Below are 25,433 nucleotides of genomic sequence, written 5' to 3'. Positions count from 1 at the left end.
CGTAGCGTCAGCTATTCTCCGGCGGCATGCGGACGACGACTGCACCCGAGACCGTCGCGGAGCTCATGGCGCGCCAATGGGGCGACCACCGGCCAGGACTGAAGCACGAGGACGGCATCCTCACCCACCACCGGACCGCCCAGGAGGCGGCCGCGCGCGCCGCGCTCCTCGTCGACCTCATGCCTGCGGGGGCCGAACCACACGTCGGGGTGCTGCTGGACAACACCCCCGAGTTCCCGTTCTGGCTCGGCGCGGCGGCCCTCGCGGGGGCCGCCGTCGCCGGGATCAACCCCACCCGGCGCGGCCCCGAGCTGGCGCGCGACATCCTGCACACCGACTGCCGGATCCTGGTCACCGAGCGCGCCCACCTGCCGCTGCTGCGCGGCCTCGACCTGCCGGGCGTACGGCTCCTGGTGACCGGCACCGAGGAGTACGCGGCCCTCCTCGCCCCGTACGCGGCCGCCGAGCCGGGCGAAGCGACGCTCGCCGCCCCGGGCCCGGCCTCCCGGCTGCTCCTCTACTTCACCTCCGGCTCCACCGGCGCCCCCAAGGCCGCCATCTGCACCCAGGGCCGGCTGGCGGCCGCCGGGTCGGCGCTGGCCCGCCGGTTCACGGTCACGCCGGAGGACGTCCACTACGTCTGCATGCCGCTCTTCCACGGCAACGCCGTCATCGCCGACTGGCTCCCGGCGCTCGCGGGCGGGGCCGCGGTGGCGCTGCGCCGGCGCTTCTCGGCCTCCGCGTTCCTGGACGACGTACGCGAGTACGGGGCGACGTACTTCACCTACGTCGGGCGGGCCGTCCAGTACCTGCTCGCCACCCCGCCGCGCCCCGACGACCGCGAGCACACCCTGCGGCTCGGCTTCGGCACCGAGGCCGGGGCGGTGGACGCGGCGCGCTTCGCCGAGCGGTTCGGGGTCCGGCTGGTGGAGGGCTACGGGGCCACCGAGGGCGGCGCCTCGGTCCAGCACACGCCGGACACGCCGCCGGGCGCCCTGGGGCGGGCGGGGGAGGGGGACGACCTGGCGGTCATCGACCCGGAGACGGGCGCGGAGTGCCCGGCCGCGGTGCTGGACCCGCGAGGCCGCCTGCTGAACGGCTCCGCGGCGATCGGGGAACTGGTCAACCGGGGCCGCAGCCTGTTCGAGGGGTACTGGCGCAACCCGGACGCGGAGGCCGCGCGTACGCGGGACGGCTGGTACTGGACGGGAGACCTCTTCTTCCGTGACGCCGACGGATTCCTCTACTTCGCGGGCCGCACGGACGACCGCCTCCGGGTCGACAGCGAGAACCTGGCGGCCGCGGTGATCGAGAACATCCTGGCCCGGTGGTCCGACGCCACGGCGGTCGCGGTGTACGCCGTCCCGGACGAGGTGGCGGGTGACCAGGTCATGGCGGCGCTGTCCCTCCGGGAGGGCGCCGTGTTCGACCCGGACGCCTTCGCGGCGTTCCTGTCCGCGCAGCCGGACCTGGGCACGAAGATGTCCCCGCGCTACGTCAGGCTGGTCCCGGCCATGCCCGTCACGGCGACGAACAAGATCCACAGGGTGGCCCTCCGCCGCGCGGGCTTCCGCTGCGGGGACCCCGTCTGGTGGCGTTCCCCGGCGGGCGGCTACCACCGCCTGGACGAGCCCGCCCTGTCCACGCTGCTCGCGGCGTACGAGTCCCAGGGCCGCGCCGACCTCCTGGACCGCTAGCCGTCTGCGCCGCCGCCGTCAGGTGCTCCGCCGCCGACCCCCCGCGCCTCAGTCGCCGGCGGGGCTGGGGTGTGCCCCGGTACCGCTGTCGGGTGCTCCGCCCCCGAGCTCCTGCGCCTCAGTCGCCGGTGGGGCTGGGGTGTGCCCCGGTACCGCTGTCGGGTGCTCCGCCCCCGCCCCCGCGCGCCTCAATCGCCGGCGGGGCTGGGGTGTGGCCCGGCGGGGCTGAGAGAGGGGGATCGGCCCCGTGACGCCGGCGGGCTGGTTCGGCTCCGCCCCGGACCCGGCGCCTTCGCCGTGGGCTCCGCCCCGGACCCGGCGCCTTCGGCGCGGGTACGCCCGCAAACGCAGGGAGGGCTGGATTGCCCTGCGGGCGATCCAGCCCCCGCCGGAGTACGGGGTTGCGCTGCGCGCTCCCCGGGCCGGCTGCGGCCGCAGCCGGTCCTGCTCGGAGGCTTCACTGTGCCCCGCCGGGCAGAAACCCAGCCCCGCCGGGGCGCAGGGGTTGTGCTGCGCGTATTTCCCGGGCCGGCTGCGACACATCCGGTCCTGCTCGGAGGCATCGCTCGGCCCCGCCGCGCACGGTCCGGCCACGGCACAATCCAGCCCCGCCGGCGTTTGAGGCGCGGGGTTCGGGGCGGAGCCCCGGGGTTTTGAGCCGCACCGGCGATCGAGGTGCGGGGGCCGGGCGGAGCCCGGGGAACGGGGGAACGGCGGGAAGGGCGGGTAGGGGAACGGCTCCGCCCAGCGGACCGGGCGGCGGGCCGCGCGACGCATGGGCGGGGTAGGGCCAGGAATACCCCCCGACGCCCCCTGGGGCCATGGCCCGGCCGCCCCCGCCCCGCCTAGCTTGGTCGGCATGGACCACCACGACGCGCGCAGCCCCTGGCAGGCAATGGCCCGCGGCCGCTACCTCCGCTCCGCATGGCCCTGGCGCGCCGTCGGCTACCTGGCCGGCGCGGTACTCACCGGCATCCCGGTCCTGCTCGCCCTCCTCCTCCTGACCGGCACCGGCATCCTGCTCATCGGGCTGCCCCTGCTCGGCCTGGCCGGAGTTCCCCTCGGCGCGGTCGAGCGCCGCCGGCTGCGCCTCGTGGACCCCGACCCCGCCCCCAGCCCCCACCGCACGCCCGCCGAGCCCGGCCTCGCCGCCTGGGCCCGGCTGCGCTACCGCGAGCAGGCCACCTGGCGCGAGCTCGGCTACGCCCTCCTGCACGGCTCCTTGCTCTGGTGGGTGGACCTCTCCGCCCTCGCGGTCCTCCTCGGCGCCCCCCTCATCCTCCTCAGCACGCCACTCCAGCTGGCCCTCGCCGGGGACGGCGAGGTCAAGGTGCTCAAGCTCTGGCTCGTCACCTCCTACCCCGCCGCCTTCGCCTGCGCCGCCGCCGGGGCCGCGCTGCTCCCCGCGCTCCTCTATCCCCTCGGCGCCTTCGCCGGCGCCCGCGCCGCCCTCACCCGCGCCCTCCTCGCCCCGCGCGAGCGCGAACTGCGCGGCCGCCTCGCCGAGGTCACCCGCTCCCGCGCCCGCCTCGTCGACGCGTTCGAGGCCGAGCGCCGCCGGATCGAGCGCGACCTCCACGACGGCGCCCAGCAGCGGCTCGTCGCCCTCACCATGAGCCTCGGCCTCGCCCGCCTCGACGCCCCGCCCGGACCGCTCGCCGACCAGCTGGCCGCCGCCCACGACGAGGCCGGCAAGGTCCTCACCGAGCTGCGCGAACTGATCCACGGCATCCACCCCCAGGTACTCACCGACTACGGGCTCACCGGCGCGCTCGCCGACGTCGCCGAGCGGTCCGTCCTCCCCGTCGACACCGAAGCCATCGATCCCGGCCTGCCCCGCCTGCCCGGGTCCGTCGAGGCCGCCGCCTACTTCGGCGTCTGCGAGGCCCTGGCCAACATCGGCAAGCACAGCGGCGCAGCCCGCGCCGCGCTCACCGCACGGCACACCGGCACGGCCCTGCTGATCGATGTACGGGACGACGGCCGCGGCGGCGCCGACCCGGCCGCCGGTACCGGACTGACCGGACTCGCCGACCGGATCGCGGTCCTCGATGGCACACTGACGATCACCAGCCCGCCCGGCGGGCCGACCGTCCTGAGCCTGGAGATCCCGTGCCCGGTGAGCCCCTGAGAGTCGTCCTCGCCGAGGACGGAGTGCTGCTGCGCGAGGGCCTCGTCGGCCTGCTGAAGCGTTTCGGCCACCGGGTGGAGGCCGCCGTGGGCGACGCGGACGGGCTGCGCGCAGCCGTCGCCGAACACGCGCCGGACATCGTCGTCACCGACGTACGGATGCCACCCGGCTTCACCGACGAGGGACTGCGCGCCGCCGTGGAGCTCCGGGCGGCCCGCCCCGCCCTGCCCGTGCTGGTGCTCAGCCAGTACGTGCAGCGCTCGTACGCGGCCGACCTGCTGGACTCGGGAGACGGCAGCGGCGTCGGCTACCTGCTGAAGGACCGCGTGGGGCAGGTGGAGCAGTTCCTCGACGCGGTGGTCACCGTGGCCGGCGGCGGCACCGTGGTGGACCCGGAGGTCGTACGCCAGCTGCTGCGCCGGCGGCGTGACCCGCTCTCGGCGCTGACCCCGCGCGAGCGGGAGGTGCTGGGCCTGGTCGCGGAAGGGAAGTCCAACGGGGCCATCGCCCGGGACCTGGTGGTGTCCGAGGCGGCCGTCGGCAAACACATCGGGAACATCCTGGGAAAGCTGGACCTGCCGCCCGCCGAGGAGACCCACCGCCGGGTCCTGGCGGTCCTCGCGTACCTCCGCGGCTAATGGTTTTGAGCACCCCTGAGGACCAGGTAGTATTTTCTCTGTCAGCAGGCGCCGCTAGCTCAGTTGGTTAGAGCAGCTGACTCTTAATCAGCGGGTCCGGGGTTCGAGTCCCTGGCGGCGCACCTGTCCTTCGGGCGGTTTCCGGTTCACCGGGAACCGCCCGAAGTGTTTTCCGGCCGGCATCCGGGCCGATGCCCGCCACGGCGCCGACGTCGCAGCGCTACAGCGCTACAGCGTGAGCGACAGCAGCAGCGGCGCGGCCTTCCGGTTCAGCACCTCCGCCGCGGCCCGCAGCCGGTGCGCGTGCTCGACCGGCATCGACAGGGCCAGGCATCCGACCGAAGCCCCGGCCGTGATCGGGACGGCCGCGCAGACGGTGCCCACGGCGTACTCCTGCAGGTCCAGGACGGGCACGGTGGCCGGCTGGGCGTCCAGCTTGGAGAACAGGATCCGCTCGTTCACGATCGTCTTCGACGTGAGCCGAGCGATCTTGTGGCGGGACAGGTGGTCGCGCCGCCCGTTCAGGTCGAGCTGCGTCAGCAGGCACTTGCCGACCGCGCTGGCGTGCGCGGCGGAGCGGAAATCGACCCACTCGTGCACCTTCGGGGTGCGCGGGCTGTCCGCGAACTGCGTGATCCTGACCTCGCCGTCCACGTACCGGCTGATGTAGACGGCCGCGCCGACCGAGTCCCGCAGCCGGTCCAGCGTCTCCTGGAGCTTGTCCGTCAGCGCCTGCTGGCGGTCCACGCCGGAGCCGAGCAGGACGAGGGAATCCCCTATGGCATAGGCGCCGTCGGACACCTGCAGCACGTATCCCTCCCGGCGCAGCATGAGCAGCATCGGGGCGAGATGGACTGCGGGCAGGCCGGTCTCACGCGCGATCTGCACGTCGGTCACACCGCCGGTGTGCCGTGCGATCGTTTCGAGTACGCGTAGTGCGTACTGCACCGAGTGGAACGGCGCGGTCGGCTCGGGCTTCAGCGCCACGGTTTCCCCCTACCAGGTTGTTACCGCTTGCCCTACCACGATAGCCATCAAAGGGCCCGTGTGGAGCGCCTGTTGGGGAGATTGATGGCTCAATCATGTCGTCCTGCCTGGGTCTACGCCTCTGGCATATGCAATTGTCACGGGCGTGTCCCCGGCGTGCCGGGAATGCCCGGCGCCCGCCCATGGTTCGAATTCCTCGTACGGTGCCGTACGGGTGTCGTACGGACGTGAGAGCGAGACGGGAGCGACGATGAGTGACGCCGGGGACGCCAGGGACGCCGATCAGGACGCGGGTGGGCAGGGGGGCCGCGACGGGATCCGCGGTACCGCGCGGGGCCGGGCGCCCGTACCGCTCTCGGTGCTGGACCTCGTCACCGTGGGCGCCGGCAGCACCGCCCACGCGTCCCTGCGCACCAGCGTGGAGATCGCCCGGCTCGCCGAGTCCCGCGGCTACCACCGTCACTGGGTCGCCGAACACCACTCCATGCCCGGCGTCGCCAGCTCCTCCCCGGCCGTGATCCTCGCCCACCTCGCCGCGCACACCTCCCGCATCCGGCTCGGTTCGGGCGGGGTCATGCTGCCCAACCACGCCCCGCTCGCCGTCGCCGAGCAGTTCGGCACCCTGGAGGCGCTCGCCCCGGGGCGGATCGACCTCGGGCTCGGCCGGGCGCCGGGCACCGACGGGCGCACGGCCGCCGCCCTGCGCGGGCCCGGGCGCCTCGACGAGGCCGCGGAGGAGTTCCCCCGGCAGCTCGCGGAGCTCACCCGGTTCCTCGACGACGACTTCCCCGACGGGCACCCGTACGCCCGCGTGCACGCCGTACCGGGTCCGGTGCAGGGTCCCGCCGGGCGCCCGCCGCTGTGGCTGCTCGGCTCGTCCGGCTTCAGCGCCCGCCTCGCGGGCGAGCTGGGCCTCCCCTTCGCCTACGCCCATCACTTCTCGGCGGCCGGCACCCTGCCCGCGCTCGACCTCTACCGGCAGAGCTTCCGCCCCTCGGTCGTCCTGGACGCCCCGTACGCCGTCATCGGCGTCTCGGCGCTGGCCGCCGACACGGAGGCGGAGGCGCGCGCCCAGGTGCTCACGGGCGCGCTGTCCATGCTGCGGCTGCGCAGTGGGCGGCCAGGGCTGGTCCCGACTCCGCAGGAGGCGGCGGCCCACCCCTTCTCCCCCCTGGAGCGGGAGTTCGTGGACGGCTGGCTCGCGAACATCGTCCACGGGACCGCCGACGAGGTCCGAACCGGGCTCGACGAGCTTGCCGAGCGGACGGGCGCGGACGAGCTGATGCTCACCGCCAACGCCCACAGCGGGGCAGCCAGGTTGCACTCCTACGGGCTCGTCGCAGATGCGTACGAGATGCCTGCGGCGGACTCGGACCGGACCTGAGCCCATACGAACGGGGTTCGGCTGGTTTGTTGCCGAAACCTTGCCGGAGCATGGCCTAAGGGATCCTTAAACCGCTCGTCACCCGGGGTGGCGAGCGGTTTTTGATGTGTGCTCAGGTCTCTGACGAGGGCATTTGGCCGTTCAGTGGTCTAGTCCTTCTTTGGTTCAAACCATTGACTGGGGCGCGGAGTGATCGCTATCACTTCTCTCACCTGAACCTGATGCTCTCCCCTCCCACCCCCCGGAGACAGTTCATGCACATCCGTAAACCCCTCATCGCGGCCGCCGCCACGGCCGCGCTGGCCGCCGGAGCGCTCGCCTCCTTCGCGGGATTCGGTACCGCCCAGGCAGCCGACGCCTCCGCCTCCGCCACCGTCAGCGCGGGCGGCGTGAAGATCGCGTACTACGACCAGTGGAGCGTGTACGGGAACGCCTTCTACCCCAAGCACCTCGACACGCGCGGCATAGCGGGCAAGCTGGACGTCATCAATTACTCGTTCGGCAACATCCACCCCACCGACCTCACCTGTTTCGAGGCGAACAAGGCGGCGGGTGACGACAACAACCCCAACGCCGGTGACGGCGCGGGCGACTCGTACGCCGACTACCAGAAGTCCTTCAGCGCGGCGGACAGCGTCAGCGGGGTCGCCGACACCTGGAACCAGCCGATCGTCGGCGTCTTCAACCAGTTCAAGCAGCTGAAGGCCAAGTACCCGCACCTGAAGATCAACATCTCGCTGGGCGGCTGGACGTACTCGAAGTACTTCCACAACGCGGCGCTCACCGACGCCAGCCGCAAGAAGTTCGTCTCCTCCTGCATCGACCAGTACATCAAGGGCAACCTGCCCGTCGAGGGCGGCTACGGCGGCGCGGGCACGGCGGCCGGGATCTTCGACGGCATCGACATCGACTGGGAGTACCCCGGCTCCTCCGGCGGTCACCTGGGCAACAACTACGGCCCCGAGGACAAGGCCAACTACACGCTCCTGCTCAAGGAGTTCCGTACGCAGCTCGACGCCTACGGGGCGGCCAACGGGGGCAAGAAGTACCTGCTGACCTCGGCGCTCCCGGCCGGCCAGGACAAGATCAAGTACATCGAGACCGACAAGATCGGCTCGTACCTCGACTACGCCAACATCATGACGTACGACATGCACGGCGCCTGGGACGGCGACGGGCCGACGTACCACCAGTCCCCGCTCCAGCCCTCGGCGGGCGACCCGACCGACCCGATCGCGCCGGGCACGGAGAAGTACAGCATCGACAACGCGATCGACTCCTGGATCGACGGCAACGCGGCCTACGGCATCGCGGGCGGCTTCCCCGCCAACAAGCTGACCCTGGGCTACGAGTTCTACTACCGCGGCTGGAAGGGCGTCCCGGCGGGTACCGCCCACGGCCTCGCCCAGTCCGCCACCGGCGCCTCCGGTGCCCGGCCCACGAGCCAGCAGGCCGGCATCGCGCTGTACAAGGAGCTCGGCGGGATCGTCGACAACCCGGCCACCACCTTCTGGGACGACCAGGCCAAGGCCTCGTACTTCTACAAGGACGGCGAGTTCTTCACCGGCCTGAACCAGCGGTCCGTCCAGGCCCGGGTCGACTACGGCAAGCAGCGCGGCCTGGCCGGCGCGATGATGTACTCCCTGCTCGGCCTGGACAACAACACCACGCTGCTGAACCAGATCTCGGACGCCCTCGGCGGCAGCACGCAGCCGCCGGTCACTCCCACGCCCACCGCGACACCGACGGCGACTCCCACGCCGACCGCCACGCCCACGACCACTCCGCCGACCGGCTGCGGTTCGACCCCGGCGTACGTCGCGGGCACGGTCTACACCGGCGGCAACGAGGTCTCGTACAACGGGCACAAGTGGAAGGCCCAGTGGTGGACGCAGAACGAGACGCCGGGCACCACCGGTGAATGGGGTGTCTGGAAGGACCTCGGCGCCTGCTGAACTCCCCCCACCCCGCGCCGAGCGACGGCCTGCCCCGCTCCCTCAGACCAGAGGGTGCGGGGCAGGCCCGTCGGACGGCGCGGAGGCGGTGGCGGCGGGTGCTACGGGTGCGGCGGGTGCTACGGGTGCTACGGGTGCTACGGGTGCTACGGGTGCTACGGGTGCGGCGGGTGCGGCGGGTGCGGCGGGTGCGGCGGGTGCGACGGGTGCGGCTGAAGTGGCGGCAGCAGCGGCAGTGGCGGCGGCGGCCGCCTGCCGGTCGATCATGCCGGCGATCACGTCCGGGGCCACCGCGCGGGAGTACAGCCAGCCCTGGCCCGTGTCGCAGCCGACGCGCCGCAGCCGGGCCGCCTGCCCGGCGGTCTCCACGCACTCCGCCGTCACCGTCAGGCCAAGCCGGTGCGCGAGCTGGACCAGCGCCTCGACGATGGTCTCGTCGGCCGGGTTCGGGTGGGTGCCCTCCTCGTAGCGGAAACCCCGTACGAAGGAGCCGTCCAGCTTCAGCACGGAGACCGGCAGCCGGCTGAGGTAGGCCAGGTTCGAGTACCCGGTGCCGAAGTCGTCGATCGCGATCCGCACGCCCATGTCGCTCAGCGCCTGGAGGGCCTGGAGCGGCCTGCCCGCCGAACCCATCACGGCCGACTCCGTCAGCTCCAGCTGGAGCAGCTGCGGCGCCAGCCCCGTCTCGGCCAGGATCTCCGCGACGTCGCCGACCAGGTCGGAGTCCCACACCTGCCGCACCGCGACGTTGACGGACACGAAGACCGGGGCGTCGCTGGGCTGTTCGATCTGCCAGCGCCGCGCCTGCCGGCAGGCGGTGCGCAGCACCCACTGTCCCAACTGGACGATGGATCCGTCCTCTTCTGCAATTCCGATGAACCGATTCGGCGTGAGCGTGCCGAATTGCGGGTGGTTCCAGCGCACCAGGGCCTCCACCCCGCGCACCGTGCCGCTCTCCAGGTCCACCAGTGGCTGGTACTCCAGCTCGAACTCCCCCCGCTCCACGGCCGGCCGGAGGGTGGAGCTGAGGGCCTGCCTCGTCATGCGGTGCGCGTTGCGCTCCGGGTCGAAGAGGGTCCAGCGGGCCTTGCCGTCCGCCTTCGCCCAGTACAGGGTCGTGTCGGCGGCCTGCATCAGCCCGGTCGCCGAGGTTCCGGCGGTCGCCCGCTCCACCACCCCGATCGACGCGGAGACCGACAGCCGCTGACCGGCCAGGTCGAACGGCTCCTGGACGGAGGCCAGTACGCTGCGCGCCAGGTCCGCGAGCTGCTCGGTGCCGGTGGAGTCCTCGACGAGCAGGGCGAACTCGTCGCCCCCGAGCCGCGCCACCAGGTGCCCGCTCGTGCGCCCGTAGCCGGACTGGTCGGCGCACTGGGTCAGCCGTGCGGCGACGGCGGCCAGCAGCCGGTCGCCGACCCGGTGGCCGAGCGTGTCGTTGACCGCCTTGAACCCGTCGAGGTCCAGGTAGCACAGCCCGATCCGGCCGGTGCCGCCGTGATCGTACGAGGACGCCTCCAGGGCTGCGGAGAGCCGCTCGAAGAACAGGGCCCGGTTGGGCAGCCGGGTGACCGGGTCGTGCATCTGGAGGTGCCGCAGGCGCGCCTGGAGGTCGCGCCGGTCGCTGATGTCGGCGACGGACAGCAGGACGTCGCCGGTGCCGGGTACGGGCCCCAGGGTGACCTCGGTCCACAGCGAGTGCCCGTCGGGGTGTTTGAGGCGGCGGGTGCAGCGCAGCCGTGCCTGCCGTCCGCGGAGCACCTCCTGGTACGCGGCCCAGGTGCGGGCCTCGGCGGCCAGGTCCACCAGATCGGCGGCGCACCGGTGGACGAGGGCGTGCGGCTCGTCGCCGAGCAGGCCGGCGAAAGCCTGGTTGGCGGCGACGACGTAGCCGTCGCGGTCGACGACGGCCATGGGGAGGTGGGCAGCGTTGAACGCGGCCCGGTAGTCGCGCCGTTCGGAATCGTCCCGCGCGGGGGCTCGCGACGGGGGCGCCGTCGCCGGTACTGCCGCGTGACGCTCCGTAATGGCCGATCGGATGCTGTCGGCCGCCGAACCGGTTCCTTCTGAGGTTCCGCTCACCGTTGGCTCCCGCAGTGCTCGTGAGTGTCCGTGCAGGAAAGTGTGCCGATCATAGAGGCTGCCGGGAGGCCCCATCCAGCGGCGTCGCCGCGCGAGGGGCGGGAGTTCGGCGTGATGACGGATTGGCGGCCGAAGCGCGCGCGATCGTTTCTGCGCGGCTCTGAGCGTGCGGAGGCGGCTGCTGATCTCGCGTGATCGGTCGTGACGTTCTGTAGGCAAGCGCGTGAATCCCGAGGGTCACCGGCTTGCCGTATTGCTCACTCGTGTGGGGCAGCGGAACAGGGCATTAGTAAGACAAGCGCCTCAAGGTGGACGAGATGGTACGAATCCACCACCGGAGGTCGATGTGCCGCGACAGGAGACACCCGGGGGAGTGGAACGCTCCCGCATCCGAAGTGCGGCGGCCGCGCTCACTTCCCTGGCGGCGCTCGCCGCCATGTCGCTCGTCGCCGGACCCGCGGTGGCCGAACCCGGGGCCGGGCCCTGTGCGCTGACCCGTACCGGCGCCCACCACTCGCTGGGTCTCGACACCTGGAACCGCGCCTACCCGAGGCCCGAGCGCACGCTCCACGCGGTCATGGTCTTCCTTTCCTTCCCCGACCACCGGACCACCCTGCGGCCGGACGAGATCACCGGCGACTACTTCCCCGCCACCAGCGACTTCTTCGCGAAGGCCTCGTACGGTCGCTTCAACCTGGTCGCGCACCCGCAGAAGCAGTGGATCCGGATGCCCAAGCCGTCCGCCGCGTACGGGATACAGCGCGACTGGGCCCCCGAGGACCGGGCGGCCTACCTGCGGGACGCGGTGGCCGCCGCCGACCCCGAGGTGGACTTCGCCCAGTACGACGTCGTCTACTTCGTCGCCGACCCGGACGCCCCCGGGGTGGACTCGGACGCCACGAAGGTCGTCAACTTCGACCGTCCGATCCGCGCCGACGGCACGGACCTGCGGCGGATCGTCACCGTCTTCGAGCGGCATCCGCCGGACCGCAACGTGCTCGCCCACGAGACCGGGCACGTCTTCGACCTGCCCGACCTCTACCACCGGCCGACGGACGGAAAGGGTGACTGGGACACCTACGTCGGCGACTGGGACGTGATGGGCAGCCAGTTCGGGATGGCTCCGGACCTCTTCGCCTGGCACAAGTGGAAGCTGGGCTGGCTGGAGGCCGCTCAGGTGGACTGCGTGCAGTCCGGCGCCTCGCTGCACACCCTGCTGCCGCTGGCGGAGGTCCCGGCGACGGGCGGCACGGGCGGGACCCGGCTCGCGGTGATCCGTACGGGCCCCGGCAGCGCGATCGCCGTCGAGGCGCGGGGCTCCGCCGGCAACGACGGGGACACCTGTACGGAAGGGGTCCTGGTCTACCGGGTCCGCAACGAGGCGGCCTCGGGCGGCGGCCCGATCGAGGTCCTGGACGCCCATCCGTCGACGGAGGCGTGCTGGGACCGCTCCGTGTACCCGCCCTTGGCGGACGCGCCGCTGGAGGTGGGCGAGACGTACACCGTGCCGGGGGAGCGGATCACCATCGAGGTGGCGGACCGGACCAGGTCGGGCGCGTACACGGTGAAGATCACGACGTGACGGAGGAGGCACGAAGAAGGCCCCCGCTCGATGAGCGGGGGCCTTCTTCCGTCTGTGCGCCGCCAGGGACTCGAACCCCGGACCCGCTGATTAAGAGTCAGCTGCTCTAACCAACTGAGCTAGCGGCGCTTGCTGACGTCGTAGACATTAGCATCCGGATCCGCGGAACGAAAAATCGATATCCGCAGCTCGGGCGGCGCGCACGAACGCCCACAGGAGGGCCTCGGGCCCGGGGAGCCAGGGCCGGCGCGCGTCGGGGGCCACCAGCCAGCGCGAGGGGCCGGGGGTGCCGGTGAGCGGGGGGACGGTGACGGCGTCGCCGAGTCCGTGGCACAGGGGCGCCGGGACGGTACGGGAGCCGCCCCACTCCTCCCACGCCAGCAGGGCGGGAAGCCGGTGGGCGGTGCCGGGGGCGGCGAAGAGCAGCATCCGGCCGCGGTGCACGGCGACCGGACCGGAGCCCGGCCCCTCGGCCCAGAGCAGGTCCATGATGCGGCGGCCGAGGACGACCGGGACGTTGACGACGTCGAAGGCGTTCCCGCAGGGCAGTACGGCGGGCGCGGTGGGCCGGGCCTCCCAGGCCGCGAGGGTGCTCCGCGGGTGGGCGCACGCGGAGGCGAGCCAGGCGGCGCCCTGCGGGGTGACGTGGGTGGCGGGGGCGGTGCGTACGTCGGGGGCGGGGCAGCCGGTGGCGGTCGTCAGGGTTGTCATATGCCCAGGTCTACTGGGCGTAACGTTCCGGTTTCCCGGAGTTACCGGAAACCGGGACGGGGTGGGTGTTGCTGGGGTATGTTCCCCCATCTGCTGCGGGTCCGCCGTGCTTGGCGGTGCGGATGCCCGACGGGTGCGGCGCCGTTGCCGGGGGCTTCGCCCCCAGACCCCCGCGCCTCAAGCGCCGGTGGGGCTGAAGGACCGGGGCTCCGCCCCGCACCCCGCGCCTCAAACGCCGGCCGGAGCCGGGTTGCGCCCGGCCCGGAGGCGCGGAGCCTCGGGAGCCCCGCACGGCGGGCCGGGCCGGGGCGCTAGAGGGTGTCCGGGCCGCGTTGGAGGGATTCGCCGAACTCGATCATCTTGCGGGCGTAGTCCTCGGTCCACTCCGCCTGTTCCGCGATCACCGCCGGCGAGAGCCGGTCGAACCGCCGCGGGTCCGCCAGCTGCGCCGCCGCGAGGGCCTGGAACTCCACCGCCCGCTCCTGCGCCGCCCGGAAGGCCAGCGTCAGCTCGGTCGCGCGGGCCAGCAGCTCGCTGGGGTCCTCGATCGACTCCAAGTCGAAGAAGTGCTCCGGGTCCGTGGCGGCCTCCGAGGGCTCGAAGAGCAACGGCGCGGGCCGCAGCCTCCGCTCGGTCCGCTCGGGCTCTGCCATGCGCGTCCTCCTGCTGCGTGCGAAATCCTTCCGGGCCACCGTCCATTGTCCAACGCCACGCAAGAGCGCACAGCGGCCGGATGGAACACCCGTACGGCCGATGAGGTGCGCGAGCAAGCCGCCGGGCCCAGTGGCGGGGGAGTCGAGCACGTGATCGGCCGCAGGGCGATTCCCCCGCGTCCGTCACACCGTGACGGCCTCCGCGGCGCGGCGCGCGGCCAGCTCCGCCACGTCGTCGAGCACGCCGGCCAGCTCACCCGCGAGCCCCTCGGGCGCCGTGAACCCCTCCGGCCCGACCAGCCCGGAGATGCCCGGGATCGCGACGGACCGCTCGGCGGGCCGCATGCCGAGCCGGGTGAGCACGGGCAGCAGCATCTCGGCGGCCGGGGCGCCACCGGTGGGGCCCGCGCTGTAGCTGACGAGGCCGACCGGCTTGTCCCGCCACTCGCTGTAGAGGAAGTCGATGGCGTTCTTGAAGGGGGCGGTGAAGCCGCCGTTGTACATCGGCAGGACGAAGAGGAAGGCGTCCGCGGAGTCGACCAGCGCGCTCCAGTCGCGGGTGTGCTGGTGGGCGTAGACGCCGGTGGAGGCGTACTGCGGCTCGTCCAGGAAGGGCAGCGCGATCTCGGCGAGGTCGACGGGGGTGACCTCGAAGCCGCCCCGCGCGCGAACCTGCTCGGTGACCCACTGGGACAGCGGGCGTCCGGCGGACGTGGGCCGGGTGGCGGCGGAGATGACGTGCAGGCGGGTCATGGAAGTGGGCTCCCCGTTCGGTGCGATTGTTGATGTGTCACCTATAAAACCCGGCGGTGCGTGACATGTCAACCAGATAGGTGATGTGTCATCAATCTGATTAGAGTGCCTCCATGACCGCACCCGAGCCCCGCTGGCTCACCGAGCCCGAGATGGACGCCTGGTACGCCTGGCGGCGGATGTTCCCCCTGGTCAACGCCGGGATCGCGCGCGACCTCAACCAGGACAGCGGCCTCTCCGAAGCCGACTACGACGTCCTGTCGGTGCTCGGCTCCACCCAGGGCCACCGTATGCGGATCAGTGCACTGGCCGTCCTGATGCAGTGGTCGCGCAGCCGGCTGTCCCACCAGCTCACCCGTATGGAGCAGCGGGGCCTGGTCCGCCGCCAGGAGGTGCCGGCCGACGCCAGGGGCGCGGAGGTGGTCCTGACCGGGCCCGGCCTGAGCATGATCACGTCGGCGGCCCCCCTCCACGTGGAGTCCGTACGCCGGCACCTCATCGACATCCTGACCCCGGAACAACTGCGCACCCTCGCCGAGGTGGGCGAGGTCCTGCGCATCCGCATGGGCATCGAGCGGAAGGCCTGAGCCCTTCCGCCCCTACGGCTTCCAGTGCACCCGGTGCTCCGCGAGATGGGCCAAAATGGAGTGGTTCGCCTCCCAGCCGTCCGGGAACTTGACCGTCACGCCCAGCTGGACCGGCTCCGTCGAGGGGTGGTCGTCCAGGAGTTCCGCTATGCCCGCCCGGGCCACCACCACGCAGGCATGGCGGTGGCGGGAGGCCAGTACGCAGAGCCGTCCCGTCTCCAGGTGGAAGGCCGTCGCGTCCGGGCGGCCCGACAGGGGGTGGAGCACCACGGTCAGGTCGTACTCGCGGCCCTGGAGGCGGTTCGCGGTGTCCACGGTCACCCCGGTGACGCCCAGCGAGGCCAGCGCCGCGCGGATCGCGGCCGCCTGGTCGCGGTGGGCGGTGCCCACCGCGATGCGGTCGGCCGTCAGCGGGGCCGGCCCCGAGGACCGCTCGTCGGAGGTCACCGTTCCGCGGTCCAGGGCCCGGCGGACCACCAGGGCCACCGCGTGGACCGCCTCCGGGTCCGTGCGCGGGGTGTGCCGCGCGGGCAGTTCCAGCAGGCCCCAGCCCGATTCGGCGGCCTCGTCCAGGACCCGGTCGGGGCCCGACCCGTCCGAGGGGACCCCGTACGAGAGCCGCCGGTCGCCCGGGCCCGTGCCGCTGCGGAACTGCGTGTACGGGTAGAACGCCTGCGAGACCAGGGGCGCGGCAGTCGCCGGGAGCCGCCAGGACACCGGCAGCCGGTGCTGCGGCAGTTGCGGGTTGTGGGCGAGCAGGGTGGTCACCGCCGAGGCGGACGGGTCGTAGGACAGGCCCGCCCACTGCTCCGCGCCCACCACGCTGAAGGGGTCCAGCTGCCCCGGGTCGCCCACGAACAGCGCCCGCTCGAACAGTCCGGCCACGGCCAGCAGCGCGTCGGAGCGCATCTGGTACGCCTCGTCGACGATCGCGTGCTCCCAGGGCTCCGCGTCCTTGACGAAGGCCCACTTCGCCGCCGTGGAGATGGTGATCGGCAGCTCCGCGAGATCCCCCGGCTTGGCGGAGAGCGTCACCGAGGGCAGCTCGCGCAGCGCGGGGTCGTAAGCGTCCCCGTCGCTGCTGTGCAGCCGGCCCACCTTCAGCCCCGGGTCCTTGTCGGCGAGCCGCAGCACCAGGTCGTCCACCTGCGCGTTGGTCTGCGCCACCACCATCAGCCGGCGCCCGGCCGCAGCCAGCTCACGGGCCGCCCGGACGACGAGCGTGGACTTGCCGGCTCCGGGCGGGGAGTCGACGACCACGCCCCGCTCGGTCCCGTGCAGGGTGTCGTGCAGGATGGCGGCGGTCGCCTGGGCGGCCGCGGCCCCCGGGTCGAAGGTGTTCACAGCACGTCCTCGGCGGTCACGGGGTCGGGCAGTGCGGGCGCGGTCAGGTGTCCGGGCGGGCCGCCGTGCGTCCACGGGGTCTGCTCCGGGTCCGGGAGCTTGGGGCCGCCGCGCGCGCCATGCTCGAAGAGCGTCCAGCACACCCGGTCGCCCTTCTCCGGCACCGAGCCCGGCTCCGGATCCCTGCCGCGGCCCATCTTGTCCAACAGCCGCAGCACGAGCTGCCCGTCCTCCTCATAGCGTACGAAGGCGGCGGACTGCGGGCGACCGTCCAGGGAGCGGAACACCTTCCCGCCGCCGCCCTCCGCGAGCTGAGGCCGGTCCTCCGTGGCCACCGTCACCAGCGGGCGCGGGCTCGGCCGCTTCGACTCCGTCCACTCCATCACCACCTCGGTGACCTCACCGGCGAAGGCCTCGCCCGACAGCCGCCGGCCCGCCATCACCAGGGGGTCGTCCAGCGCCTCCTGGGCGTCGAGCCGTACCTGCTCGGTCTCCCGGGTGGCCAGCTTCTGCGCCGCCGTCACCGCGTCGTCGCGGCGCGGCTGCGGGGGCTCGCCCGCCCGCACCCGGTCGCGGTGGCCGGTGTACGACCAGCGGTCGCGGGTCCAGCGCTCGTCCGCGCGCTCGCCCGGCGGCAGGCCGCGCAGCAGGTCGACCGCCTCCCACGTCATCCGCCAGGTGCTCGACATCTGGGACACGACCAGGCGGTGCACGGCCCGTTCGGCCGCCCGTACCTCACGGTCGTCGTCCTCGGGCCGGGCCGCCAGGGCCGCGCGCGCCGCGTCGTAACGGGCGATCGCCGGGGCCAGCAGCTTGTTGTCGAAGGCCGGGTCGGTGGCGGGACCTGCGGGCGGGCAGAGCAGCTGGCCGTCCTTGTCGCGGCGGAGCTCCGCCTCGTGCGCCGCCTCGGCGCCGGACCGGCCCGCGGGCGGGTCGATCCAGCCCAGCAGCGCCCCCAGGTGCTGGTCCTCCAGGTTGCTCTGGCCGGTCGCCCAGTGCCGGGACAGCAGGTCCGTCGCCGACAGCAGCATCGAGGACCCGGGCACCCGCGAGCGCTCGGCGAGGTGGGTGAACCAGCGCCCGAGCATCGGCACGCGCGCGGGCGCCGGATACGGATTCTCCGGATCCTCCTCGGCCGTCCGCCGGAACCGCATCGACCGCCCCAGCAGGCGTACGTACTCGATGCCCGCCCTGCTCGGCACGATCAGCTGCGGTGCGTCCACGCACAGCTCGGTCTCGACCTTGACCCTCTTGCCCGTCTCCGGGTCGGTCTCGCTGCGCTCGGCCGGCTCCACGGCGTCCGCGTACTCGTCGATGTGGGCCAGCACGTGGACCGCCAGGTCGGCGAGGAACGTCCAGCGCAGGTCCCGGTCGCGGGGCTGGGGTATCACGAACACCCGCGGCTCGTGCCGGTCGGTCCCGACCATCGCGCCCAGCGGAGCCCCGGCCTCACCGGCCGTGGTCAGCGGTACGAAGACCATCGGCTTCTCGCTCAGGTGGCGGTGCCGGACGGTCGCGAGCGGCTGGGCGCGGCCCGCGCGGACGGCCTCCAGCCGGGCCAGGGTGCTCAGCAGGGGCATTCGGGAGCCTCCGGGAGGTCATGCGGAGGAAGGGCGGCGGCGGACTCCAGCGCCTCGGCGCGCAGCCGGGCCGCCCGGTGCAGCGCCGCGGCGGTCGGATCCTCGGCGCGGCCGGCCCCGGCGGCCGCGGCGAGGGCCGCCTCGACGGTGGTCAGCGCACCCAGCTCACCCCGTACGGAACGGCCCAGCGCGGTCACCTCGTCGGTGGCGCGGGCTTGCTCCCGGCAGTGGAAGGCCAGCTCGCAGGCGGCCAGACACTCGGGGGCGTAGGCGGCGTCCACCGCGGAGACGGCGTCGGCCAGCTCCTCGGCGGTGCGCGCCGGGTCGAAGCTGAGCCCCTCGGGCAGGGCCGCGGCCAGTTCCTCGACCCGGGTCAGCCGGTCCAGCTGGCGCCGGGTCACGGAGCGCTCGCGGCGGATGTCGACGGGTGCGGCGGTGGGCAGGTTGGAGAAGTCCTTGGGGCAGACCAGCAGCACGCGGTGGCCGACCTCGGCGCCGGCCAGCTTCTCGGCGGTCTTCTCCAGGGCCAGCACGTAGACGGCGGCCTGGCGGGCGGCGGCGCCCACCTTCGCGGCGTCGGCGGCGCCGTCGATCATCGGGAAGGACTTGATCTCGACGACGGTCCAGCGGCCGTCGGGATGCACGACGACGGCGTCCGGCTCGAGGTAGGCGGGGGAGCCGGCCACCTCCAGGGCAAGCATCGGATGGTCCAGCAGGGTCCAGGACCCGGTGTCCCGTCCGGCGGTGGTGGCCTCGCGCAGGGCGAGCGCGGTCCGGGCGGCGCGGCCCTCGGGGCCGGCGGCGGTCAGGTCGGGGACGCGGGCGGCCGGGCCGGGGGGCTCGGACCCGGCGCCGAGGTGTGCGTGCACCAGCCGCAGGAGCTCGGCCCCGCCGTCGCCCTTGACCTTGGCCTCGAAGGAGTTGCCGCGGACGATGGCGAACTGTGACTGTCCGAAGGGGGCGGGGGAGCCGAGGGCAGAGGCGAGGAGGGTCTTGTCCACGCCGGCGCCGTCGAGCAGGGCGCGTCTGCCGCAGCCGGGGTTGGCGGCGAGGGCCGCCAGCGCCCGGGCGTCGAGCGGGCGGGGCGGCACGGCCGGACCGCGCAGGCCGGCGAGCCGCTGCCGCAGGGTCGTCTGCGGAGCGCTGCTGGGCGGGTAGGAGCTCACGGGCGGAAGTGTCCCATCCGCCACTGACAATCGTGGACTTACGGCGGAAACCGGCGGTGAGTTGCCCGCCGTTCATGTGTTGGATGATGTACGGACGACGGAATCAGCGTAAAAGCGCGCGAACTCTTACGAACCGTACCGGGAGAACTCACATGGCCCCCCGCATCCTGCTGGCCCGCCACGGCCAGACGGCGTGGTCCCAGCTCGGCAAGCACACCGGACGCACGGACGTGCCCCTGCTGGAGGAGGGCAAGCGGGGTGCGGAGCTGCTCGGTGAGCGGCTGGCCCGCGACCCGTGGAAGGGCCTGCCCGGGGTGGAGGTCCGCACCAGTCCGCTGGTCCGCGCGAGCGAGAGCTGTGACCTGGCGGGCTTCGGCGTCCAGGCGGAGCCGTGGGACGCGCTCATGGAGTGGGACTACGGGGACTACGAGGGCATGACTCCGGCCGAGATCCAGGCGGTCCGGCCGGGCTGGCTCATCTGGCGGGACGGGGTCCCGGGCGGCGAGTCCGTCGCCGATGTCGCGGCCCGCGCGGACGAGGTGGTCGCCTGGGCGCGGTCGGCGGAGCGCGATGTCCTCGTCTTCGCGCACGGGCACATCCTGCGGACGCTGGCCGCGCGCTGGCTCGGCTTCGAGGCCTCCTTCGGTGCCCGGATCCGGCTGGAGCCGACCTCGCTGTCGGTGCTCGGGTGGGCGTACGGAGCGCCTGCGCTGGAGCGCTGGAACGACACGGGACACCTCGACGCGTAGCCGGTCGGGGCGGGGGCGGGGCCGCTGCGCGGAGCCTCCCGGGTGCGGGCGCCGCCCGCACCCGCGCCTCCCTCGCCGACGCGGCTCGAAGACCGGGGCGCCGCCCGCACCCCGCGCCTCCCTCGCCGACGCGGCTCGAAGACCGGGGCGCCGCCCCGCACCCCGCGCCTCAATCGCCGGCGAGGCTGGATGTGGCTGATGCCGGCTCGCATGTGCACGCACGGGCCTCCGGGCCGCCGCCCGGCAAATCCGGCCCCGCCGGCGATGGGGGCGCGGGGTCTGGGGCGGAGCCCAGCAGCGGCGCCGCAACACGGCCACCGGCGGTGTCGTCAGACGGTCGCGTGTCGGGTGAGGAACGCGCCCACGCGGGGTGAGCGCTGGTGGGGGACGAGGGTGCGGGCCGTGTCCGAGAGCATGGAACGGACCCGGGTGGACTGGACCTCGGTCAGGAGGTCCAGCACCCGGCCGCCCGCCCACGCGGCCTCGTCGGGGGCTCCCGCGTGCGCCAGGTCACCGGCGAGTTCGGCGGTGTAGAGGGCCACGTTCCGGGCGAAGTGCGGATCCTGGAGGTCGGCGGCACGGCGCGCGTGCCGCGCCGCGCGGGCGTGCTCGCCGAGCGCCGCCCAGCACCTGGCCTCCAGCGATTCCAGCTCGGCCTCGCCGAAGAAGGACATCCACTCGGGATCCGCGCCCGTCTCGCCCCGGGAGAACTCGGTGTGGGCCCGGGTCAGCGCCTCCTCGCAGGACCTGCGGTCGGCCAGGCCGGCCCAGCCGCCCGCCTCCCGGAGGGCCAGCAGGGAGAGCAGCCGCGGGGAGCCCAGCGAGCGGGCGGCGAGACGGCCCGCCTGGGCCGCCCGTACCGCCTCGCGGGAGCGGCCGCAATCCCGGGCCAGGAAGGCCATGTTGCTGAACGCGTGCGCCTCCAGGCCCGCGTCCCCCGACACCCGGGCCGTCGCGAGGGCTTCCGCATAGTGCGAGCGGGCGTCGTCGAACCGGCCGGAGTCATGGGCCAGCCAGCCGACGGAGACGGCGAGTTCACCGGCGCCCGAGTGCAGCCGGTCCTCGGTGGACTGCCGCGTCGCCCCCGCGTCGAGCAGCGCGTAGGCGGCCCGCAGCGGCTCGGCGGCCCTGCGGTACAGGGCGTCGGCCCCGTGTCGGTCGTCGAGCAGCCGGATCTGGCGTACGGCGTCCTCGACGGCCGCGGCCTCGGACTCGCCGGCGCGGGAGGGCAGTCGGCGGGTGTCGCCGAGCAAGGTCAGGCCGATCGTCGCGGCCGCCACGGTCGCGGAGCCGCCCGCCATGAACGCGCGACGCAGCACGTCGCTCTCCTTGGAACTGGTGAGGTGGGAAATGGTGCGGGGGTCGCGCTGCGCCGAGCGGCCGCGTACGGCCTCGCGCGGAGAGAAGCCCAAGTCGGCCAGGGCGCGGCCGGGGAACATATGGAGGAAGACCCGCTCGTACGCGTAGTTGGGGCAGCGGATCTCGCCGGACTCGACGCGGCCGATGTAGCGGGCGTCGCAGGAAACCGTTTCTCCGATCTCCTTCGCCGCCCGGCGCACCAGCGCCGCGAACTCGGCCGGGGAGTGCTGCCCGCGCAGCCGCCGGAACGTGGAGTTGGGTGAGTGGGGGGACGCCGCCATGGACGTGGCCTCTCTGGCAAGGAACGCAGCGCCGGTGCGTGACGTGTGAGGGTGCGGCCCGGCGCGCATGAACGTACCGCCAGTGAGGGGTCGTTCACGCAATTATTGGCTACAAAACGGATATCTCACCCGCGATCCGCCATGAACTGCCATCCTTTGCAGCGTCTTGCCGCCGCACCCGTTGACGTTCCCGTGCGTTGAACCCCTGCGGAGTGGGAGGTGACTGACCGCTCCCGGCTCGTACGCGGATCGAGGAGGGGTTCCCTTGGTGGAGGCCGGCATGGAGAGCATTGGAACGAACACCGCGCCCGACCCCGGTGCGACCGCGACCGCCGCTCCGGACCTGGTGACCGTGCCCACCCGGCAGGGGCTGGAGGCGGTGGACATCATCCGCCGGGCCGCGAGCCGGGTGGCCGGCGGGGTGGGGCCCGTCCTGCACGACGGATCCGGCGACACCCTCGGTTTCCTCGTCCCGCCCGGCACCGCCGACGCCTGGGACCTGCCGGGCAGCGCGTGTACGCAGACCAACGGGCGGGGGATGCGCTTCGGCGACCAGGCCTCACCCGTCGCGGGGGACACCGGCTGGCTGCTCCCGCCGGAGGCCGTCGGGCCGGTCACCGACCCCGAGGTACTGCGCGCGGCGCTCGGCGAGGCGGCCCGGCTGATCGAGGCCGCGGACAACTGCCGCTGACGACGGCCGCTGAGACGGCCGCTGACGACGGCCCGCCGACGACTGCCGCTGACCGGCGACAATGGGTGGGTGGCGAGCAAGGACAGAGGCAAGGGCAGGGGCAAGGCCGAGCAGCGGGGCAAGGCCGAGCAGCGGGGCAAGGCCGACCAGCGGGGCAAGGCCGAGCAGCGTGGGCGCGGCGGCTCCGAGTCGTTTTCCGGGCAGGTGGCCGGCGGGCGGGCGGAGCTGGAGCCCGACCGCGAGCGCGCCGACGCCTGGACCCTGCTGATCGACGGCGCCCCGCAGTCGCACGTGGACCTGGCCGACCCCGGGTACCTGGATTTCGCGTACCAGCGGCGGATCGGCCATCTGATCGACCTCGTCGCGCCCGCCCGGCAGCCCCTGAACGTCGTGCACCTGGGCGGGGGCGCCTTCACCCTCGCCCGCTACACCGCCGCCTCCCGCCCCCGCTCCACCCAGCAGATCGTGGAGATCGACGCCGAGCTGGTCGCCTTCGTACGGGAACACCTGCCGCTGGATCCGCAGGCGCGGGTCCGGGTCCGCGCGGTGGACGCCCGGGCGGGCCTGGCCAAGGTGCCGGACGGCTGGGCGGACCTGGTGATCGCGGACGTGTTCAGCGGTGCGCGCACCCCGGCGCACCTGACGAGCACCGAGTTCCTGGACGACGTACGCCGCGCCCTCGCGCCCACCGGCTGGTACGTGGCCAATCTCGCGGACGGTCCGCCGCTGGCGCATCTGCGGGGGCAGGTCGCGACGGCAGCGTCCCGGTTCGCGGAGCTGGCGCTGGCGGCCGACCCGGTGGTGTGGCGGGGCAAGCGCTTCGGCAACGCGGTGCTGGTGGCGGCCGACCGTGAGCTGCCCGTCGCGGAGTTCACCCGCCGCGTCGCGAGCGACCCGCACCCGGGGCGGGTCGAGCACGGCCGGGCCCTGGCGGACTTCACGGGCGGCGCCGTGCCGGTCGCCGACGCCTCGGCGGTGGCCTCGCCGGAGCCGCCGCCCTCGGTCTTCCGGTAGCCCTTCCCGCAGCCCGCCGGCGGCGGCCGGCCAATTGATCAAGTTGAACCGGAAGAGGGCTCCCGGTGGGCGGCGCTCCGTCGTAGTGTGTTGATTCCTAGGAGGGTTGCCCCTCCTAAGATGCGCTCAGGAGACGGCCAACGATGTCTGATTCCCCTGTACCTCACGGGTCCCCCGCCCCCAGCACCGCCACGTCCGACTACACCGAGCGGCTCGCCCGCCTCGAGCACTCCGGGCTCAAACGGTTGCTGCCCACCCAGGCACCGTACCGGTGGAACCTGCGGCGGCTGCGGCTCGGCCGGGTCCTCGACATAGGCTGCGGCCTGGGGCGGAACCTGCTCAACTGCGGTCCGGACAGCGTCGGGGTCGACCACAACCCGCACTCCGTGCAGACCTGCCGCGAGCGCGGACTGACCGCCTACACCCCCGACCAGCTGGCCGCTGCCCCGGACTGCGGGCCCGGCTCCTTCGACAGCCTGCTGGCCGCGCACGTGCTGGAGCACGTCGACGAGGAGACCGCCTCCGCGCTGCTCGCCCAGTACCTTCCGCTGGTGAAGCCAGGCGGCCAGGTCGTGCTGATCACCCCGCAGGAGATCGGCTTCCGCTCCGACGCCACCCACATCCGCTGGGTCGGCTTCGAGGAGCTGCGCGGGCACGCGGGCCGGGCCGGGATCGCGGTGCGGCGCACCTACTCCTTCCCCTTCCCCCGCCCGATGGGCAAGGTCTTCCCGTACAACGAGTTCGTGCTGGTGGGCACGGTCCCCACGGCTTAGGGCCCCTAGGGGTCGACGATCTCCACCGCCGGCGGGTGGTCGTGCCAGGTGCAGAAGACCGACACCTCACGGCCTTCCCGGGTGAAGGTGACCCGGATCCAGAAGTCCTGCTTCCACACCTGCATGCGCCAGCCGGCCGCCGGGGTCGCGGAGACCAGCTCGGCCGAGGAGGCGCCCAGGTCGAAGACCGCCCGGCCGCCGGAGACGGGATAGGCCTTCACGTTCCCGGAGGCGCCCGCGTCCGGCTGCCGGTACGGGCTCGGGCCCGGCGGCGGCTTCGGCGAGGACTGGGCGGGGGAGGGCGACGGGGACCACGAGGGGCTCTGCGACTGCGACTCCGACGGGCTCGGCGAGGCCGCCGGGGACGAGGGCGGGGGCCCGTCCCGGTGGGTCGAGGAGGACAGCGGCCGCGTGGCCAGCGGCACCGCGAGCGGGGGATCGTAGGCCGTGCCGGACATGACGGTGTGCACGCCCCACCACGACAGCGTCACCGCGGCCCCGGTCGCCAGCGTCCAAGCCATGGCGTGTACAAGTCCTCTTCGCATCAGGCGACATACTGCACCACCCGCCACAAGAGTGTCCCGACACCCCGGTGGGTCCCCCGGATGGGCTACCGTGCGGGCCATGGCAAGTGTGCTCGTGGTCGAGGACGACCAGTTCGTACGTTCCGCCCTCATCCGGCACCTGACCGACGCCTCGCACACCGTGCGGAGCGTCGGCACCGCTCTGGAGGCCCTCCGCGAGGTCGCCCACCACCGCTTCGACGTGGTCATCCTCGACCTCGGACTGCCCGACCTCGACGGGTCGGAGGCGCTCAAGATGCTGCGCGGCATCACCGACGTACCGGTGATCATCGCGACCGCGCGCGACGACGAGGCGGAGATCGTCCGGCTGCTCAACGACGGCGCCGACGACTACCTGACCAAACCCTTCTCCGTGGAACACCTCTCGGCCCGGATGGCCGCCGTGCTGCGCCGCTCGCGCGCCGCCGCCGGGGCGGAGCCCCCCTCGCGCGTCCTGCGCGTCGGCGGGCTGGCCATCGACCCGCTGCGCCGCCAGGCCGAGCTCGACGGGACGGTGCTGGACCTCACCCGGCGGGAGTTCGACCTGCTGGCTTTCCTCGCCGGGCGGCCCGGGGTGGTCGTGGCCCGGCGCGAGCTGCTCGCCGAGGTCTGGCAGCAGTCATACGGGGACGACCAGACCATCGACGTCCACCTGTCCTGGTTGCGCCGCAAACTCGGCGAGACGGCCGCCCGCCCCCGCTACCTGCACACGCTGCGGGGTGTGGGCGTCAAGCTGGAGCCGCCCCGGTGATGCCG

The 25,433-nt window shown here is 73.4% G+C and carries 21 protein-coding genes, 2 tRNA genes and 1 pseudogene; 13 read left to right on the top strand and 11 right to left on the bottom strand.

What is annotated here, in order from left to right:
- The first annotated feature begins 26 nt into the window (after positions 1-26).
- The 4 genes from AB0D48_RS07930 (at position 27) to AB0D48_RS07915 (ending at position 4,588) form a co-directional block, all read left to right on the top strand.
- Positions 27-1,697: an AMP-binding protein gene (locus AB0D48_RS07930; protein WP_362391980.1), complete on the top strand. Its 1,671-nt coding sequence runs from the start codon at positions 27-29 to the stop codon at positions 1,695-1,697.
- Between the two features lie 859 nt (positions 1,698-2,556).
- Positions 2,557-3,828, top strand: coding sequence for a sensor domain-containing protein (locus AB0D48_RS07925; RefSeq protein ID WP_362391978.1), 1,272 nt, complete (start codon positions 2,557-2,559; stop codon positions 3,826-3,828).
- The gene (locus AB0D48_RS07920; protein ID WP_362391976.1) at positions 3,810-4,466 is read left to right on the top strand and encodes a response regulator transcription factor; all 657 of its coding nucleotides are present in this window, start codon (positions 3,810-3,812) and stop codon (positions 4,464-4,466) included. Before AB0D48_RS07925 ends, AB0D48_RS07920 begins: the two co-directional genes overlap by 19 nt.
- Before the next feature lie 48 nt (positions 4,467-4,514).
- Positions 4,515-4,588: transfer RNA gene (locus AB0D48_RS07915), tRNA-Lys, on the top strand.
- A gap of 106 nt (positions 4,589-4,694) precedes the next feature.
- On the opposite strand, the gene AB0D48_RS07910 is transcribed toward AB0D48_RS07915, so the two are convergent.
- Positions 4,695-5,453, bottom strand: a complete 759-nt coding sequence (locus AB0D48_RS07910; protein ID WP_362391974.1) for an IclR family transcriptional regulator C-terminal domain-containing protein — start codon at positions 5,451-5,453, stop codon at positions 4,695-4,697.
- A gap of 250 nt (positions 5,454-5,703) precedes the next feature.
- Between AB0D48_RS07910 and AB0D48_RS07905 the strand changes: the two genes are divergently transcribed.
- Both AB0D48_RS07905 and AB0D48_RS07900 read left to right on the top strand, forming a co-directional pair.
- Positions 5,704-6,837, top strand: a complete 1,134-nt coding sequence (locus AB0D48_RS07905; RefSeq protein WP_362391972.1) for an LLM class flavin-dependent oxidoreductase — start codon at positions 5,704-5,706, stop codon at positions 6,835-6,837.
- A gap of 254 nt (positions 6,838-7,091) precedes the next feature.
- A complete protein-coding gene (locus AB0D48_RS07900; protein ID WP_362391970.1) occupies positions 7,092-8,792 on the top strand; it encodes a glycosyl hydrolase family 18 protein in 1,701 nt (566 codons plus the stop codon).
- A 42-nt stretch (positions 8,793-8,834) separates the two neighbouring features.
- On the opposite strand, the gene AB0D48_RS07895 is transcribed toward AB0D48_RS07900, so the two are convergent.
- Positions 8,835-10,871, bottom strand: coding sequence for an EAL domain-containing protein (locus tag AB0D48_RS07895; protein WP_362391968.1), 2,037 nt, complete (start codon positions 10,869-10,871; stop codon positions 8,835-8,837).
- Between the two features lie 346 nt (positions 10,872-11,217).
- Between AB0D48_RS07895 and AB0D48_RS07890 the strand changes: the two genes are divergently transcribed.
- Positions 11,218-12,453 (top strand): M6 family metalloprotease domain-containing protein, encoded by a 1,236-nt coding sequence (locus AB0D48_RS07890; protein ID WP_362391966.1) that lies wholly within the window; start codon positions 11,218-11,220, stop codon positions 12,451-12,453.
- A 55-nt stretch (positions 12,454-12,508) separates the two neighbouring features.
- Here the strand turns inward: AB0D48_RS07890 and AB0D48_RS07885 are convergent.
- From AB0D48_RS07885 to AB0D48_RS07870, 4 genes and pseudogenes are all read right to left on the bottom strand, one after another.
- Positions 12,509-12,582: transfer RNA gene (locus AB0D48_RS07885), tRNA-Lys, on the bottom strand.
- Positions 12,573-13,164, bottom strand: a pseudogene (locus AB0D48_RS07880) (bifunctional DNA primase/polymerase). The gene AB0D48_RS07885 and the pseudogene AB0D48_RS07880 overlap by 10 nt, the downstream one beginning before the upstream one ends.
- Positions 13,165-13,475: 311 nt before the next feature.
- Positions 13,476-13,817, bottom strand: a complete 342-nt coding sequence (locus AB0D48_RS07875) for a hypothetical protein (RefSeq protein ID WP_362391964.1) — start codon at positions 13,815-13,817, stop codon at positions 13,476-13,478.
- A 183-nt stretch (positions 13,818-14,000) separates the two neighbouring features.
- On the bottom strand, positions 14,001-14,570 hold the full coding sequence (locus AB0D48_RS07870) for an NAD(P)H-dependent oxidoreductase (RefSeq protein ID WP_362391962.1): 570 nt from the start codon (positions 14,568-14,570) through the stop codon (positions 14,001-14,003).
- 113 nt (positions 14,571-14,683) lie between these two features.
- Between AB0D48_RS07870 and AB0D48_RS07865 the strand changes: the two genes are divergently transcribed.
- Positions 14,684-15,157, top strand: coding sequence for a MarR family winged helix-turn-helix transcriptional regulator (locus tag AB0D48_RS07865; protein ID WP_362391960.1), 474 nt, complete (start codon positions 14,684-14,686; stop codon positions 15,155-15,157).
- 12 nt (positions 15,158-15,169) lie between these two features.
- On the opposite strand, the gene AB0D48_RS07860 is transcribed toward AB0D48_RS07865, so the two are convergent.
- The 3 genes from AB0D48_RS07860 to AB0D48_RS07850 are packed head-to-tail and all read right to left on the bottom strand — an operon-like array spanning position 15,170 to position 19,247.
- Positions 15,170-16,501, bottom strand: a complete 1,332-nt coding sequence (locus AB0D48_RS07860) for an AAA domain-containing protein (protein WP_362391958.1) — start codon at positions 16,499-16,501, stop codon at positions 15,170-15,172.
- Positions 16,498-18,081: a hypothetical protein gene (locus AB0D48_RS07855; protein WP_362391956.1), complete on the bottom strand. Its 1,584-nt coding sequence runs from the start codon at positions 18,079-18,081 to the stop codon at positions 16,498-16,500. The genes AB0D48_RS07860 and AB0D48_RS07855 overlap by 4 nt, the downstream gene beginning before the upstream one ends.
- Positions 18,069-19,247 (bottom strand): hypothetical protein, encoded by a 1,179-nt coding sequence (locus AB0D48_RS07850; protein WP_362391954.1) that lies wholly within the window; start codon positions 19,245-19,247, stop codon positions 18,069-18,071. The genes AB0D48_RS07855 and AB0D48_RS07850 overlap by 13 nt, the downstream gene beginning before the upstream one ends.
- Positions 19,248-19,399: 152 nt before the next feature.
- On the opposite strand from AB0D48_RS07850, the gene AB0D48_RS07845 reads away from it, so the two are divergent.
- Positions 19,400-19,996 carry a histidine phosphatase family protein gene (locus tag AB0D48_RS07845; RefSeq protein ID WP_362391952.1) on the top strand — a complete coding sequence of 199 codons (597 nt, stop codon included), beginning with the start codon at positions 19,400-19,402 and terminating at the stop codon, positions 19,994-19,996.
- Between the two features lie 329 nt (positions 19,997-20,325).
- On the opposite strand, the gene AB0D48_RS07840 is transcribed toward AB0D48_RS07845, so the two are convergent.
- Positions 20,326-21,636 (bottom strand): tetratricopeptide repeat protein, encoded by a 1,311-nt coding sequence (locus AB0D48_RS07840; protein ID WP_362391950.1) that lies wholly within the window; start codon positions 21,634-21,636, stop codon positions 20,326-20,328.
- Positions 21,637-21,916: 280 nt separating this feature from the next.
- Here AB0D48_RS07840 and AB0D48_RS07835 point away from each other — a divergent pair, with 280 nt between their 5' ends.
- The 3 genes from AB0D48_RS07835 to AB0D48_RS07825 all read left to right on the top strand — a co-directional run bounded on the left by AB0D48_RS07835 (position 21,917) and on the right by AB0D48_RS07825 (position 24,114).
- Complete coding sequence (locus tag AB0D48_RS07835; protein WP_362391948.1) at positions 21,917-22,327, top strand: hypothetical protein; 411 nt, start codon at positions 21,917-21,919, stop codon at positions 22,325-22,327.
- A gap of 204 nt (positions 22,328-22,531) precedes the next feature.
- On the top strand, positions 22,532-23,341 hold the full coding sequence (locus AB0D48_RS07830; RefSeq protein WP_362392302.1) for a fused MFS/spermidine synthase: 810 nt from the start codon (positions 22,532-22,534) through the stop codon (positions 23,339-23,341).
- A 143-nt stretch (positions 23,342-23,484) separates the two neighbouring features.
- Entirely contained in the window at positions 23,485-24,114 is a 630-nt protein-coding gene (locus AB0D48_RS07825) for a class I SAM-dependent methyltransferase (RefSeq protein ID WP_362391946.1), read from the top strand.
- A gap of 5 nt (positions 24,115-24,119) precedes the next feature.
- On the opposite strand, the gene AB0D48_RS07820 is transcribed toward AB0D48_RS07825, so the two are convergent.
- A complete protein-coding gene (locus AB0D48_RS07820; protein WP_362391944.1) occupies positions 24,120-24,659 on the bottom strand; it encodes a hypothetical protein in 540 nt (179 codons plus the stop codon).
- A 79-nt stretch (positions 24,660-24,738) separates the two neighbouring features.
- On the opposite strand from AB0D48_RS07820, the gene AB0D48_RS07815 reads away from it, so the two are divergent.
- Entirely contained in the window at positions 24,739-25,428 is a 690-nt protein-coding gene (locus AB0D48_RS07815; protein ID WP_362391942.1) for a response regulator transcription factor, read from the top strand.
- Positions 25,429-25,433 lie beyond the last annotated feature (5 nt).

Origin of the sequence: Streptomyces sp. NPDC048269 (assembly GCF_040652395.1) — a bacterium.
Taxonomy (GTDB): Bacteria; Actinomycetota; Actinomycetes; order Streptomycetales; family Streptomycetaceae; genus Streptomyces.
Note: the sequence above shows the minus strand (reverse complement) of the source record. Positions and strands in the feature narration are given on the sequence as shown.

Excerpts from the sequence above, each read along its gene's own strand:
- AB0D48_RS07930 (WP_362391980.1), top strand. The coding sequence starts at position 27 with ATGCGGACGACGACTGCACCCGAGACCGTCGCGGAGCTCATGGCGCGC.
- AB0D48_RS07925 (WP_362391978.1), top strand. The coding sequence starts at position 2,557 with ATGGACCACCACGACGCGCGCAGCCCCTGGCAGGCAATGGCCCGCGGC.
- AB0D48_RS07905 (WP_362391972.1), top strand. The coding sequence starts at position 5,704 with ATGAGTGACGCCGGGGACGCCAGGGACGCCGATCAGGACGCGGGTGGG.
- AB0D48_RS07900 (WP_362391970.1), top strand. The coding sequence starts at position 7,092 with ATGCACATCCGTAAACCCCTCATCGCGGCCGCCGCCACGGCCGCGCTG.
- AB0D48_RS07875 (WP_362391964.1), bottom strand. The coding sequence starts at position 13,817 with ATGGCAGAGCCCGAGCGGACCGAGCGGAGGCTGCGGCCCGCGCCGTTG.
- AB0D48_RS07870 (WP_362391962.1), bottom strand. The coding sequence starts at position 14,570 with ATGACCCGCCTGCACGTCATCTCCGCCGCCACCCGGCCCACGTCCGCC.
- AB0D48_RS07865 (WP_362391960.1), top strand. The coding sequence starts at position 14,684 with ATGACCGCACCCGAGCCCCGCTGGCTCACCGAGCCCGAGATGGACGCC.
- AB0D48_RS07855 (WP_362391956.1), bottom strand. The coding sequence starts at position 18,081 with ATGCCCCTGCTGAGCACCCTGGCCCGGCTGGAGGCCGTCCGCGCGGGC.
- AB0D48_RS07845 (WP_362391952.1), top strand. The coding sequence starts at position 19,400 with ATGGCCCCCCGCATCCTGCTGGCCCGCCACGGCCAGACGGCGTGGTCC.
- AB0D48_RS07840 (WP_362391950.1), bottom strand. The coding sequence starts at position 21,636 with ATGGCGGCGTCCCCCCACTCACCCAACTCCACGTTCCGGCGGCTGCGC.
- AB0D48_RS07835 (WP_362391948.1), top strand. The coding sequence starts at position 21,917 with ATGGAGAGCATTGGAACGAACACCGCGCCCGACCCCGGTGCGACCGCG.
- AB0D48_RS07825 (WP_362391946.1), top strand. The coding sequence starts at position 23,485 with ATGTCTGATTCCCCTGTACCTCACGGGTCCCCCGCCCCCAGCACCGCC.
- AB0D48_RS07820 (WP_362391944.1), bottom strand. The coding sequence starts at position 24,659 with ATGCGAAGAGGACTTGTACACGCCATGGCTTGGACGCTGGCGACCGGG.
- AB0D48_RS07815 (WP_362391942.1), top strand. The coding sequence starts at position 24,739 with ATGGCAAGTGTGCTCGTGGTCGAGGACGACCAGTTCGTACGTTCCGCC.